We start from the raw sequence: 13,189 nt of genomic DNA, 5'->3' as shown, positions 1-13,189 counted from the left end.
ATGGAAAAGAAAATCATAGGCTACACCACAGGTGTATATGATATGTTCCATATCGGGCATTTGAATATTCTGGAAAAAGCAAAGTCTATGTGCGATTACCTTATTGTTGGAGTCAGCACGGACGAGCTTGTTCAGAAAGAAAAAAATAAGACTCCTGTAATTCCTTATGCAGAACGCGCCGAGATTGTCGGCTCTATCCGCTATGTTGATCAGGTTGTTCCGCAGGAAAACAAGAATAAGAAGGAAGCCTGGGAAAAGTTTCATTTTGACAAAATGTTTGTTGGCTCTGACTGGCAGGGTACACCGCAGTGGAAAAAAATTGAAGAGGAGTTTAGGCCGCTTGGTGTTGAGATTGTTTATCTTCAGCATACAGATGGTATTTCGAGTACTCAACTCACAGCTTTTATAAAAAAGGAGCTTGAAGAAATAAATGCTATTCATAGTAACGGGGGGGGTATGGTAGTATAGGGTATACAACTGGCGTATTCGATTTGTTCCATATCGGGCATTTGAATATACTTCGCCGTGCAAAGGAACGCTGTGACAAACTGATTGTAGGCGTAAGTACGGACGAAGCCGTGTTTTCTTACAAGCATAAAGTGCCGACCGTGACGTTTGCGGAACGTATTCAGATTGTTAAGGCAATCCGTTACGTGGACTATGTGGTTGAGCAGGCGGAGATGGATAAATTCAAGGCATGGGAGAAGTTTCATTATAATGTTATGTTCCATGGAAGCGACTGGCAAAATTCATCTATGTATAATGAAATTGAGGAAAAATTAAGAGCCGTTGAGGTAAAAGTTGAATTCTTGCCACATACAGATGGAATCAGCAGTACACAGCTTGCAAAATTTATAAAGGAAGAAATCAATTGTGAAAAAAGTTGATTATCGGTGTAAGTGATGTTGTCTTTTCTTATAATACAAAAAATATTGCTCTATTTGAAATCGGAAAAATTCAAATATGTATAACGATATGGAATACAATTAAACAAAGTTGAATTTCTCCCACACACTGAAATTGTTTTTCCCTGTAAGTTTATCAGAAAAAAATAGGCAATATTTCTTTTGTTATTAAACATAGATATAAATTTAAAAAATAAAGTCAAAAGCTTATAAAGGTTTTTTTTATGTCAGTAAAAGATATAGCAAATAAAATAATGAATCGGTTCAGAGAGTTAAATTCAAAAGTTGATCATGTTGTTGACCAGAAATGGATTCAATTCAAGCTTATGCCACAATTAAATACAAAAGAGCAAGACTCTGTAAACGATGCAATAGAGTTACTAGAAAGAAATGGATTTATAGAAATTGAAAAACGGGCTGGCATGGTATGTCTGGTTCTTACACAAAAAGGCTTTGATACAATATATGATGATGACAGAGAAAATATAATTCAGAAAATTCAAAAAGCTATTTTAGAACAGTTTGCTCACAATAATAGTCGTGTTGGAGATACTTTGGAACAAAAATGGATTACCCTGATGTATATGCCAACTCTGAATCCCGTAGAACAGAAGTATGCGCAGGAAGCCGTAATCGGCTTAGCAAAAGAAGGCTATATATGTTTTAATCAATTGGGTATGTTGGTTTTGACAGAAAAAGGTTATAATGCCATTTATTAGTAGTTCGATAAGATTTTTTTTGAGGTACTAGGATATGTCAATAAAAACTGTAAATGAAGCATTTGATGAATTTATGTATAACTCTGTAGATTTGGATAAAGATGTCGTAGCACAGGCTCGCAAAAGCCGGGATAATCTTCTAGAAAATATAAATGAATTTGATAATGATGATTTTTTTCATTTGTGGAAAGAAATAAATATTCAGTATGGTTCTTTTGCCAGAAAAACAAAGTGTCGTAAACTTGATGACATAGATTTAATGATTGGTATTTCTGCTGATGGTGCAACTTATGATGGTTCTGCCACATGGAATGATGTTGCAATTACAGCTAGTACTACAAATAAAAAACAGATAGAGTGTTCTAATGAAGATGGAACTCTTAATAGTACAAAAGTCATAAATTCTTTTAGGAATAAACTTGAGAAAGTAAGAGAATATTTGAATTCTGATTTGCATAAAAATGGGCAAGCAGTTACTTTAACGCTTCTGTCAAAAGAATGGAATTTTGATATTGTTCCATGCTTTCATACTGTAGAAGAATATGATGGTCGTTCTTATTATTTAATTCCAAATGGAAGCGGAGGATGGTTAAAAACAGATCCCAATATAGATAAAAAATATCTTTCAGATATTAATAAATCAAAAGATGGTAAAGTGCTTCAACTAATTCGATTGTGCAAGAAATGGAATAAGATTAAACATGTAAAAACAATTCCATCATACTTATTTGAGACTCTTATTGTTGATTATTGTTCATCTGTAGATAAGCTAAACGATTATATTGAAGTTAGATTTATTAATTTTTTAGATTTTTTACGCACAGGTATTTATAATGCTGTAGAAGATGTGAAGGGAATTCAGGGCGATATAAATACATTAGATTTTTCTGATAAAATTAATATTGCAAATAGAGCTAGTTCAGATTATGAAAAAGCAAAAGAGGCTAATAAGGCAGAAACAAAAGAAGTTAATCAGCAAAAAGCTATAAATATTTGGAGAGATATTTTTGGCGATGAGTTTCCTGAATACGATGATTAGTATTTACGAAAAACAAAATGAAGATAAACTTATAAAATGCCTTTTTGCACAACGCAAAGAGTATACATTTGTAAAAAGGCTTAAGAGCATAAAAATTTTTGTTTCAGTCGTACTTGTTACAATACTCACAGTATTAGACGGCATTTTTCAAAATGATATGCTTTCTTCAATGCTAACCTTGTCCACAATTATACTTTTGATTTTTACAAAATATTTTGACAATTTTGTGGCAAAACATCAAAGATATGCTGCTAGAATTCAGCAATATATTGACGCGACTTGCTTTAATTGTGTTTCTGGTCAAAAATTGATATCCGAGAAAAATATTTTTGTTGATTCAGAAATTGCTGAAATAATATCTTCTGTAAAGTTAGAAGATTGTAGCAAAGTAAGAAATTGGTATAGTAACTATTCAAAATTATCAGCTTACAAACAAATTTTATTTTCTCAAAAAGAAAATATCAGATGGGATAGAAAAGTAAGAATATATTGTTGTAGAATCTTGAAAATCTTTATGGCTTTAATTTTTCTAGGAATTGTATTTTATGGAATTATTTTGGATGAAAAGTTTAATCAACTTATGAGATATTCGTCTTTTCTTCTTATCATTGTAGACTGTCTGCTTGATTCTATTCATAAGCTAACCGAAGATGTAAAAAGACTTGAAAAAATGTCTATAAAACTAAATAACTTGGAGTGCCTGCAAGAGGAAAACCTTGAAGATGTAGTTTGTTTTCAAGATATTATTTATGAACATAGACAGCAATGTTTTCTTATTCCTGATTTTATTTACTCTCTTAGAAAAAGAAACTATCAGAAAAGTGAAAATATGATTGCTATGGATTTAATAAATAAGAAAAGTTCTTAATTATAATAATGCCTAATAAATTTTTAGAAAAATACAGAAACTTTTCAGCACCTGCAAAGGCTTCCTTTTGGTTCGTTGTTAGCAATGTAATGCTTCGCGGAATTTCATTCATTACGTTGCCTTTGTTTTCTCGATTGATGACGACAGAGCAATATGGGGAAATGTCAGTTTATCATTCATGGATTTCTATTTTCACAATATTTACGACATTGACTCTTTGGGGTGGCGTATTCAATGTTGTTATGGTGAAAAATCCTGATAATCAGAATAAATATATTGCGGCTTTTCAAGGCTTGGCGATAACAATAACAGCCGTCTTTTTGGCTTTTTCTATTGTTTTTGAAACAGTTTCGTCGTCATTGTTGGCTTTGTCACCTTTTCTTGCTGTTTCTGTTTTTATAAATATTCTTGCGACAATTCCTTTTCTTTTGTGGTCGGCAAAACAAAGATTTGCTTATAAATATAAAATGCTTGTGGCAATAACGGTAGTCACAAGTGTTTTGAATCCATTGCTTGGCTATTTTTTTGTAATAAATACAGACAGAAAAGCTGAGGCGAGAATCTTTGCCGAGCTTATCGTAAACTGCATTTTAGGAATCTCTTTCTTCCTTATAAACTTGCGGAACGGAAAAGTTTTCTTTGATAAAGCTATTTGGAAATATGCTTTTAGATTTAATGTTGTTTTGATACCGCATTATCTTTCAATGCAAGTTTTAAGCCAGTCAGACAGACTTATGATAAATAAAATCTGCGGAAGCAGTGATGCGGGAATTTATAGTGTAGCATACACATTCGGAATGCTTTTAACGTTGGTAACATCAGGACTTGAATCTTCAACGACGCCTTATATTTATAAAGCAATAAAAGAAAATTCAATTTTGAAGATGAAGAAAAATATGGATATTTTGCTTGTCTTTTTAATGGTGCTGTCAGTTTTTGCAATGTGTCTAATTCCTGACTTTTTTAAATTATTGCTGCCAGATTCTTATTATTCTGCTATATGGGTTATACCTCCTGTTATCGGAGCAGTTTTTTTTATGTTTCTGTACCCGATGTTTGGTTCTGTAGAGTTTTATTTTGAGGAACGTAAATATGTTACATTCGCAACTGCTTTTGCGGCAGCCTTAAATGTTATATTAAACTTTGTGTTCATAAAATTATTTGGCTTTATAGCAGCAGCTTATACAACACTTTTTTGTTATATGACAATGTCGCTCTTCCATTTTTTTGCGATGAATCTTGTTTTGAAAAAGCACAACTTCAATAAAAATATTTATGACAATAAATTCATTTTTTTGTTGAGCAGTGTATTGATTTTGATTGTAGGAATAATGCCCGCTTTGTATATGAATTCTATCGTTCGATGGTGCGTGATTGGTGTTATTTGTGTTGCTGGAATTTTGGGACGAAAAAGAGTTGTTGGTTTTTTGAAGGAGATGAGAGGATAAAAAATGAAATATGCTTATAAAACAAATAAAGGAGATATGTCATAATGAAAATTGAAAAAGTAAAAGTATATTTAGATGAAAATATGCCTGAATATATGGACGGAATTATTAGATGTGGCTTGTGCGAAGTTGTTTATGACAAAGGTCATAGTGAATATGATGATAATGTTGTAGATAATACGGAATATCATTCTGAATATGAGATGAAAAATGATATTGCAAAGCGACTGAATGTTTCTCCAGATGTTGTGGAAGTTTTATGAAATAATTAAATAAAGATGAAAATGAATCAGAGTAATCAACATAAATATATAGATGAAATATACAAAGAAAGGGATAAGTTTATTATAATTGGATTAACAGGATATACTGGTTCCGGCTGTTCAACTGTAGCTAATTTATTCTCATCAGAATTTGAGGATTTAAATGCACCGATTCCTAAAAGTAACTGTTATAAAGGAAAAGATGACAGAAGTTACGCTATTCTTTATGATTATGCAAAAAGCAGATGGAAAAAATTTACTGTTATAACTGCAAGTTCTGTAATTTTAACTTTCATATTGGAAAATAAATTCTCAGAATTTAAAGATTTTGTACTTAATGAATATAAAGATGAGATAGAAGTAAAAAATAAAATAGAAAAGGAGTTTTCACTTTTTGAAAAAGAGTATAATGAACTTAATAAAAAAAGACTTGAGTTGAAAGCACTTGTAGAAAAAGATAAAGAAAATAATCTGTGTAAACCAGACTTGTTTGATTTCTATTTTGACAAACTTCCTGCTTTTCATAAGAAAATTCGTGATTCTTTTGATAGAGTTAACAAAGGAATTTACACAAAGTTATGGCAAAAAATTGGAGATAATATTCGTTCTTCTGGTGAAGCTTTTAATTCTTTATTTCAGCCTGAAAAAATGTTTCTCTTTGCACAACGATTGAATATGTTTATAAAAATTTTGCGAAAACGAACGATTGATAATGATAAAGTTGTGCATGTAGTTATAGACGCTTTTCGAAATCCTTTTGAAATTTTTTATTTTAAAGAGAGATATTCTTCTTTTTATTTACTTGCAATATCTGCTACTGAAATCTTAGTGAAACAAAGACTTTTTAAAAAGGGGATTGATTATAAGAATTTTTATGAGGCAAAAAACAATGAAGAGTCAAAAAAAGGTGAAAAGTATTTTATATCGCAGGATATTCCTCGTTGTTTAGAATTAGCTGATATATATTTTCATAATAATGGAGACAATCTTGCGGATTTATCAGAATTAGCAGCGCTGATTATTCGTTATTATGCTTTGATTCTTCACCCTGGTCTTGTAGCACCAACAGCACAAGAGCGTTGTATGCAAATTGCTTATAATACTAAAGTTAATTCAGGTTGTATTTCTAGGCAAGTTGGCGCTGTTGTTACTAATAAAGTTTTTTCTGTTCTTTCTGTTGGTTGGAACGATGCTCCAAAAGGGCAGGTTCCATGCAATTTATGTGATATTAATCATTTGCTTACCAATAATGATAAAGAGGCATTTAGTGATTTTGAACTGAAAGATAAAAACTATAGAACTTTTGTAAAGAGCAATTTTATAAATGATAAAGAAATTTCTAGACAAAGAATCGTTCCATTTTGTTTTAAGGATACATATAACGGCTTTAAGAATGATAAAAATCAAGTATATACAAGGGCACTTCATGCAGAAGAAAATGCTTTCCTGCAATTAGTAAAAAATGGAATTCAATTAAAAGATGGGGGCATTCTTTTTTCTACAGCTAGTCCTTGTGAATTATGTTCAAAAAAAGCTTTTCAGCTTGGAATAAAAACGATTTATGCTATAGATCCTTATCCAGGAATTTCAGAAAGTCAGATTCTAAATAATGGAGATAGAAAAAACAGACCAAAATTAGTATTTTTTGAAGGAGCAATAGGAAGAGCTTATACATCATTGTATCAGAATATGATACCGTTAAAAGATGAAAATGAAATGAATTATGGAATAAATTTTAAAAAGGGTATAAAAAGAATTTCGGATTTACATTCTATTTTAAAAGACATTGATGATAAAAAATTTGAAGCGATTGTTTCTATTATAAAAAATGAACTTGAAAAAAATGATTATTAATATAATAACAGTGATTATTTGTGTGTTTTAATTGCATAAAATACATTAAAAGACCATTTTTACAAGAAATAATATAAACCTTGACAAAAATATGTTGCTTTTGTGCATTATTGCTAACTGACCGAAAACGAGGTTTTATATAAAACACTTTTAGTGTATCTCCAGTAGGTCATTTTTTTGCTCGGAGAAAGTTTTGCTGACATTGAATCATATAGTAAAGCCTGAACTTACTGAAAATTGCGACATTTGGAAAAAGGAATCTATAAAAGATTTTGATTGCGGAAATTAAAAGAAGGTATAGCTTTATGGAAGAATCAAAAAACGAACTCGACGAACTAGAAAAGAACGAGACTGAAGAACACGAATATACTACAACATATAAACTTAATAGTTATGGAATAGATTTTGATGTCAATGGTTTGGTCAGACGGCAGAACTCACATTCTATTTATTTGCCAGATTTTCAAAGAAATTATGTTTGGAGTAAAAAGAAGGCTTCAAAATTTATAGAATCACTTTTATTGGGGCTTCCGATTCCTAGTGTGTGTTTGTACAAGGAAGAAGATAACAAGCAGATTATTATAGATGGTTTTCAGCGTCTTGAAAGTATCCGGCTTTTTTATAGCAAGAAATTTTCCGATGGCTCTAAATTTGCTTTAGTTTCTGTAAATTCTTCATTTGAGGGAAAAACTATTGAGGATTTGGATGAAGAACTAAGGTTAAAGCTTGATGACACTTTGATTCATGCAACCGTTGTAAAAGCTGATGAGCCGCAGGAACAGAATTATAACGCTGTCTATCTGATTTTTGAAAGATTGAATACAGGCGGAGTAAATCTTACACCGCAGGAAATTCGCTCTTGTGTTTATCATGGTTCATTCCAAAAGATTATTCAGAATTTAGTAAAAGATGAAAATTTTAAAAAAGTTTTAATTGTTTCCAGTAAAAGAAAAAAAGATCAGGAAATTGTTATTAGATTGCTTTCTTTGGCTAATTCTTATGAAGAATATACTGGAAATATGAAAGAATTCTTGAATCAGTATTGTGACATAAATAAAAACAAGTCTGAAGCTGATTGTTCTGTTCAGGTTAATTTATTCAACCAGACTTTTAGTTTTTTAAGTCAGTTAGACTTTAATATTTTTAGACCAAGCAAAGTACTTAACCTTGCAATCTTAGATGCTGTTTTTGTCGGAACTTATAAATATTTGCAAACTGGAAAAAATCTTGATTTTAATAAGTATTCTTCTGCAATAAGGGCAATGGTAAATTCCTCTGATTTTCAGAAAAATATAGAAACTGGAAAGACTCATCACAGCATTCCGCTCAAAGAGCGCATAGAAATTGCAATTAAGAAAATTCAAGAATGCAATGAGTAATGAAGTAAAACAGACATTTGAAAGAAGAATTAATTCTCTTATTGAGCAGATCAATTCTTTGTACAAGCAAGATGATTGTGATGAAATTATTTCTAATCTTTCAAAATATCTGTGTATTTTAATCGCAGGGTACACAGAAAAAATGTTTGTTTATTATTTAAATAAATATTTTGAAAATAAAGCACATCCAAAACTTAAAAAATACCTGTCAAATTCAATAAAACATACAACAAATTTGCAGATGACGAAAATAGAAGAAATATTATGTAAATTTGATGAGTGTTGGGTTGAAACACTGAAAAAAGATGCGGATTATCAGGAATATAAGGATTCCTTGCAGTCAATTTATGACAACCGCAATAAAATTGCGCATGGAGAAATATCTAACATAGGTTTTAAAAGTCTTGAAGATAGCTATGTAAGAATTCAGAAATTCTTTGAACGTTTACTGAAAGTGATGGAAAGTTAAAATAAGCCTTATAAAAATGAGAGATAAACACTGCATTGAATCGATTATTGAGAAATTATAAATAATTTTGTATATTAAAAACATTATGAATCTTATAACAGAACTTGATATTAAGAATTTTCGCTCTATAAAAAAATTATCATTGGCTAATTGTAAGCAATTTAATTTATTGATTGGAAAAAACAATTGCGGAAAGTCAACATTGTTGGAGTCTGTTTATGCTTCTTGCGATATTCCAAATATGCCGCTCGATCAGATTAATACTTGCCGGAGCAATGTGGTAAGAACTAATGAAGATTTAAGTGTTATTTTCCATAATATAGATGTTTCAAATCCTGTGGAAATTACAAGGATAAATGGGGAGCAAAAACGAAAATTAGATATTGAATGTGTTTTTGGTAATGATTCTAAATATATAACAATGACTGGACAGTTATTGAACGAAAAACGTATTTCTAGCTTTAAAATATCTATAGACGATTTTTCTAATAAATATTCAGTCTTATATAATCAAGCTGACTGGGGTTTAGGAAAAGTTCCTTTTACTTCTGATGAAATAGAATTAATAAAAAAAGATTCTGGGCGTTGTCCTGTTTTTTACTGGACTGCTCAATGGAATAATTTTAATCCAACTGCTCAACTTGAGTCATTGATAATCTCAAAAAAGAAAGACTTGCTGCTAAATGTTTTGGTAAGCGTTGACTCTTCTATAAAGGATATTCAGTTAGGTTCAAATGGTTCTATTTTTGTTGACACAGGGCTTTCTTCATTGTTGCCTCTTAGGATGGTAGGACAAGGAATAGAAAAAATCGTTGGATTGGTTTCTTGCATTGCGACAATTTCAAATGGCATAATTTTAATTGATGAATTTGAGAATGGGTTGCATTATACAGCCATGGATGGATTGTGGAAAGCAGTTGCAGAGTTGTGTGAAAGGCAAAATAATCAGATTTTTGCAACAACACATTCTTATGAATGTATTGATTCTTTTACAAGAATTACATCAACTGAGAATTCTTCTATTTTTAGAATAGAAAGAAATAATTTTGAACATAAAAGCACTTATATTTCTAACGAAGCTGCAAGAAACGCTATTTCAAAAAGATGGGAGATTAGATGAAGTTTGAAGAGAGTAATAATCTTTCTATAGAAAGTGAGCAGCTTTTAATAGTTGAGGGACAGGATGAAAAAGGCTTTTTTGCCGCATTACTAAAATACTTAGATATAAATACTGTTCAGATTATAAATGTCGCTGGCCGGGAGAATCTAAAGAATACTTTGGAAGCGTTATCTATTATTACAAATTTTGACAAAGTTACCCATATTGGATTTGTATTTGATGCAGAGAAGAATGAAGCAAAATCTACTTTTCAAAGTTTTGAATCTAACTTGAAAAAAATATTTCCGGCAGAATGTATACCTAAGAAATCTGGCAATGTTGTTAAAGCTGAAATTGCATGTGGAATCTTTATTATGCCTGACAATAAACGAAGTGGAATGCTTGAAGATTTATGTCTTGATTCAGTAAAGCATACAAGTTTGTTTCCTATTGCGGACTCTTATGTGCAGAATGCAAAGATGTTGCAGTCTGAATCAGATAAAGAAAAATATAATATTCATAAAGCTTTATTACAGACATACTTGGCTGGTCTGCCAAAAATTTGCAATACCATAAGAGTTGCGGTTGCAAAGAATGTATTCGATTTTGAAAACAGTGTCTTTTCGGAAATAAAAAAGTTCTTGAAAGATTTGTATCTATAAAATTTAATTAGATAAAAAAGGAGTTTTTTTTATGAAAACAAAAACTAATCTAAAATTCGGGGGGGGTACTAAAACTTTCCCTTATTGCTAACTTTTTATTTTTATTGTTATTTTCGGCAATAGCGATTTGGAAATTTGATGCAGTAAAGCTGAAAATTCAGACCTTTTATCTGAAGCAAAAACTAAAATCCCAGACTTCGGAAAAAGTTTTAAAGACTTTCAACAATGATGCTTATGATGATTTCTTGGATGACGAATATATTGTAAATCAAGACGCTAAAACCGTTGAGTTCCTTTTTCTTGGAAATTCTCTTACATATTGCGGTGTTCCTGATGAAGAGCCGGATAAAACAAAACGAGGACTTACTTCTACAAAGATCGAAAATGACTATGTTCATAAACTTGTTTCTATGTATGCAAACAAATACGAAGTCAACGTAAAATTTTCTTGTGTAAATATTTCGGACTTTGAGCGCGGGTTTAGAGATTCAGTTTTTTCAAAAGATAAACTAAAAAACATACAGGTAAAGAATCCTGATGTTGTTGTTTTTCAGATTGGTGAAAATGTAAGTTATGAAGATATTTCCGTTTACGGAGAAGTTTTCTTTACCCGTTATTGCGAACTTATAGAAGGCTTTAAAAATTCAAAAAGGGTTGTGTGCATTCCTTTTTGGCCAGTAAAAGAAAAAATAAACATAATTACCGATGTCGCTTTTTCAACTGGCAGCAGAATCTGTGACTTGAGTCATTTAGGAAGCGGAATTGACCCAGAAAATTTTGCTTCAAGCTATAAAAAATACAGAAAGCCGGGAGTCGGTGCTCATCCTGGCGATATAGGAATGGACAGAATAGCAAAAAACATTCTGTGCGTTCTTTCGGAATAGTCTGAATAAAACAAAAAAAAAAAATTTCTATAATTTTCTCATTCGTTAGGAAAAACAATGCTTTTATCTGTTTTAAAACTCAAAATTTTCCACAGGCTGTTTCGTCTGCGGAACAGGCACAATCTTGTGTGCGTTGTGAATATGTGCGACATGAACCGTGTTCAGGTTGGAAGAAAATCTTATGGGGCAATCAGCGTGATAGATTTTTCGCCGGCCGATACAAAGCTCATTATCGGAAACTACTGTTCGATTGCAGGCGGAACGACTTTCCTGTTGGGCGGCGAGCACAATCTTGACACAATCTCGACTTATCCGTTTAAGGTGCGGCTTTTTGGAGAAGAGCGCGAAGCCGGAAGCAAGGGAGATATTGTTATAAAAGACGATGTCTGGATTGGTCAAAATGCCATAATCTGTTCAGGCGTTACGGTAGGGCAGGGAGCAGTTGTTGCGGCAGGTGCTGTGGTCACAAAAGATGTCGAGCCTTATGCAATAGTCGGGGGAAATCCTGCAAAGTTCATAAAGTACAGACTGGACGAAAGCCTTCGTAAAAAACTTGAAAAAATAGATGTTGCCGCCTTGTTCGATAAATTTACGAAAGAAGACATCCCTGCAGTGTATGAAAAGCTGGATGAAAAAATGCTTGATGAGTTTTTGAAGAGATAAGTTGGAGTATTTTTATGGGTAAGATTGTTTTTATTGGAAATTACAAGGGCGGAGTCGGGAAGACTACGACTGTAGTAAATTTTGCAAATTATCTTTCAAAAGAAGAGCATAAAGTTTTAACCATTGACCTTGATCCTCAATCTTCATTAAGTGAAATACAAATATCAAGTTTTTTATCAAAAACTTTGGCTGAACTTGAAGATGATGAAGTTTTGAATCACATTTTTGATTTATATATAACGAAAATAAAAAAATATCCGGCTTTAAATATTCCTTTTCCAGAAAAGATAATTCATAAAAGAGATGACAACTATTTTTTTATTCCTTCAAGTTTGTTTTATAAAAAAGGTGTGGGACTTGATACTCTTGCAATGCAGATGTTGCCTAATCTTGAGTATTTGTCAATTTTAGGAGATTTATTGAATAGATTTAAGAATGATTATAATTATATACTTATTGATTGTCCGCCTTCAAATACTGTGATTACACAATCTGCATTTTTAAGTTCCGATTATTATTTGATTCCTTCCGTTTTGGATCATTTGAGTACAAATGGAGTTGTTCATTATATAAAAGTTGTAGAAAGAATTTATTCAGATTATTGTGAAAATGATAAAAATGAAGATTCTGTAATTGCAAAGACAATTTTTGGAAAGAAGCCAGAACTAGTCGGAATATTTTATAACCTAATAAGAGGAACTGTAAATTACGAAGCTGAAAAAATACAATTTTTAAATGAGTTAAAGAAAAGTTTTAGTAATAATACACCATATATTTTTAAATCCTATGTAAATAATTTTGTTGATATTGCACGTGATACAGCTTATGGAAATTCTTCTAACTATATAAAAGATTTTGATTCTGTTGTAAAAGAATTCTTAAAATATAATAAGCCTCAGATTTAGACACGGAGGAGAAAAAATAACGAATTTGTGCT

Annotated in this window: 15 protein-coding genes; all 15 read left to right on the top strand. The window is 31.4% G+C overall.

The features are described 5' to 3' along the window. The 15 genes from Q0N70_RS08180 (at position 1) to Q0N70_RS08110 (ending at position 13,157) form a co-directional block, all read left to right on the top strand. A complete protein-coding gene (locus Q0N70_RS08180; RefSeq protein ID WP_294015696.1) occupies positions 1–468 on the top strand; it encodes an adenylyltransferase/cytidyltransferase family protein in 468 nt (155 codons plus the stop codon). Beyond that, positions 465–887, top strand: a complete 423-nt coding sequence (locus Q0N70_RS08175; RefSeq protein ID WP_294015784.1) for an adenylyltransferase/cytidyltransferase family protein — start codon at positions 465–467, stop codon at positions 885–887. Before Q0N70_RS08180 ends, Q0N70_RS08175 begins: the two co-directional genes overlap by 4 nt. Before the next feature lie 242 nt (positions 888–1,129). Next, entirely contained in the window at positions 1,130–1,624 is a 495-nt protein-coding gene (locus Q0N70_RS08170) for a hypothetical protein (RefSeq protein WP_294015694.1), read from the top strand. A 34-nt stretch (positions 1,625–1,658) separates the two neighbouring features. Beyond that, entirely contained in the window at positions 1,659–2,663 is a 1,005-nt protein-coding gene (locus Q0N70_RS08165) for a hypothetical protein (RefSeq protein ID WP_294015692.1), read from the top strand. After that, on the top strand, positions 2,638–3,531 hold the full coding sequence (locus tag Q0N70_RS08160) for an S-4TM family putative pore-forming effector (RefSeq protein ID WP_294015782.1): 894 nt from the start codon (positions 2,638–2,640) through the stop codon (positions 3,529–3,531). The genes Q0N70_RS08165 and Q0N70_RS08160 overlap by 26 nt, the downstream gene beginning before the upstream one ends. Positions 3,532–3,539: 8 nt before the next feature. Next, positions 3,540–4,979, top strand: a complete 1,440-nt coding sequence (locus tag Q0N70_RS08155) for an oligosaccharide flippase family protein (protein WP_294015690.1) — start codon at positions 3,540–3,542, stop codon at positions 4,977–4,979. A 44-nt stretch (positions 4,980–5,023) separates the two neighbouring features. Beyond that, complete coding sequence (locus Q0N70_RS08150) at positions 5,024–5,242, top strand: hypothetical protein (protein ID WP_294015688.1); 219 nt, start codon at positions 5,024–5,026, stop codon at positions 5,240–5,242. A gap of 15 nt (positions 5,243–5,257) precedes the next feature. Beyond that, positions 5,258–7,096, top strand: coding sequence for a hypothetical protein (locus Q0N70_RS08145; protein ID WP_294015686.1), 1,839 nt, complete (start codon positions 5,258–5,260; stop codon positions 7,094–7,096). A gap of 305 nt (positions 7,097–7,401) precedes the next feature. Beyond that, a complete protein-coding gene (locus Q0N70_RS08140) occupies positions 7,402–8,475 on the top strand; it encodes a DUF262 domain-containing protein (protein WP_294015683.1) in 1,074 nt (357 codons plus the stop codon). Beyond that, positions 8,468–8,944 carry a HEPN domain-containing protein gene (locus Q0N70_RS08135; protein ID WP_294015680.1) on the top strand — a complete coding sequence of 159 codons (477 nt, stop codon included), beginning with the start codon at positions 8,468–8,470 and terminating at the stop codon, positions 8,942–8,944. The genes Q0N70_RS08140 and Q0N70_RS08135 overlap by 8 nt, the downstream gene beginning before the upstream one ends. Before the next feature lie 85 nt (positions 8,945–9,029). Then, positions 9,030–10,064: an ATP/GTP-binding protein gene (locus Q0N70_RS08130; RefSeq protein ID WP_294015677.1), complete on the top strand. Its 1,035-nt coding sequence runs from the start codon at positions 9,030–9,032 to the stop codon at positions 10,062–10,064. Further along, positions 10,061–10,705, top strand: coding sequence for a DUF3226 domain-containing protein (locus Q0N70_RS08125; RefSeq protein WP_273464550.1), 645 nt, complete (start codon positions 10,061–10,063; stop codon positions 10,703–10,705). Before Q0N70_RS08130 ends, Q0N70_RS08125 begins: the two co-directional genes overlap by 4 nt. Before the next feature lie 104 nt (positions 10,706–10,809). Continuing rightward, positions 10,810–11,589, top strand: coding sequence for an SGNH/GDSL hydrolase family protein (locus Q0N70_RS08120; RefSeq protein WP_294015673.1), 780 nt, complete (start codon positions 10,810–10,812; stop codon positions 11,587–11,589). Between the two features lie 57 nt (positions 11,590–11,646). Then, positions 11,647–12,252 (top strand): CatB-related O-acetyltransferase, encoded by a 606-nt coding sequence (locus tag Q0N70_RS08115; protein WP_294015671.1) that lies wholly within the window; start codon positions 11,647–11,649, stop codon positions 12,250–12,252. Positions 12,253–12,266: 14 nt separating this feature from the next. Then, positions 12,267–13,157: a ParA family protein gene (locus tag Q0N70_RS08110; protein ID WP_294015669.1), complete on the top strand. Its 891-nt coding sequence runs from the start codon at positions 12,267–12,269 to the stop codon at positions 13,155–13,157. Positions 13,158–13,189 lie beyond the last annotated feature (32 nt).

Source organism: uncultured Treponema sp., assembly GCF_945873775.1.
In the GTDB taxonomy this organism is placed as follows: Bacteria; Spirochaetota; Spirochaetia; order Treponematales; family Treponemataceae; genus Treponema_D.
Note: the sequence above shows the minus strand (reverse complement) of the source record. Positions and strands in the feature narration are given on the sequence as shown.

Excerpts from the sequence above, each read along its gene's own strand:
- Q0N70_RS08180 (WP_294015696.1), top strand. The coding sequence starts at position 1 with ATGGAAAAGAAAATCATAGGCTACACCACAGGTGTATATGATATGTTC.
- Q0N70_RS08170 (WP_294015694.1), top strand. The coding sequence starts at position 1,130 with ATGTCAGTAAAAGATATAGCAAATAAAATAATGAATCGGTTCAGAGAG.
- Q0N70_RS08165 (WP_294015692.1), top strand. The coding sequence starts at position 1,659 with ATGTCAATAAAAACTGTAAATGAAGCATTTGATGAATTTATGTATAAC.
- Q0N70_RS08160 (WP_294015782.1), top strand. The coding sequence starts at position 2,638 with ATGAGTTTCCTGAATACGATGATTAGTATTTACGAAAAACAAAATGAA.
- Q0N70_RS08155 (WP_294015690.1), top strand. The coding sequence starts at position 3,540 with ATGCCTAATAAATTTTTAGAAAAATACAGAAACTTTTCAGCACCTGCA.
- Q0N70_RS08150 (WP_294015688.1), top strand. The coding sequence starts at position 5,024 with ATGAAAATTGAAAAAGTAAAAGTATATTTAGATGAAAATATGCCTGAA.
- Q0N70_RS08145 (WP_294015686.1), top strand. The coding sequence starts at position 5,258 with ATGAAAATGAATCAGAGTAATCAACATAAATATATAGATGAAATATAC.
- Q0N70_RS08140 (WP_294015683.1), top strand. The coding sequence starts at position 7,402 with ATGGAAGAATCAAAAAACGAACTCGACGAACTAGAAAAGAACGAGACT.
- Q0N70_RS08135 (WP_294015680.1), top strand. The coding sequence starts at position 8,468 with ATGAGTAATGAAGTAAAACAGACATTTGAAAGAAGAATTAATTCTCTT.
- Q0N70_RS08130 (WP_294015677.1), top strand. The coding sequence starts at position 9,030 with ATGAATCTTATAACAGAACTTGATATTAAGAATTTTCGCTCTATAAAA.
- Q0N70_RS08125 (WP_273464550.1), top strand. The coding sequence starts at position 10,061 with ATGAAGTTTGAAGAGAGTAATAATCTTTCTATAGAAAGTGAGCAGCTT.
- Q0N70_RS08115 (WP_294015671.1), top strand. The coding sequence starts at position 11,647 with ATGCTTTTATCTGTTTTAAAACTCAAAATTTTCCACAGGCTGTTTCGT.
- Q0N70_RS08110 (WP_294015669.1), top strand. The coding sequence starts at position 12,267 with ATGGGTAAGATTGTTTTTATTGGAAATTACAAGGGCGGAGTCGGGAAG.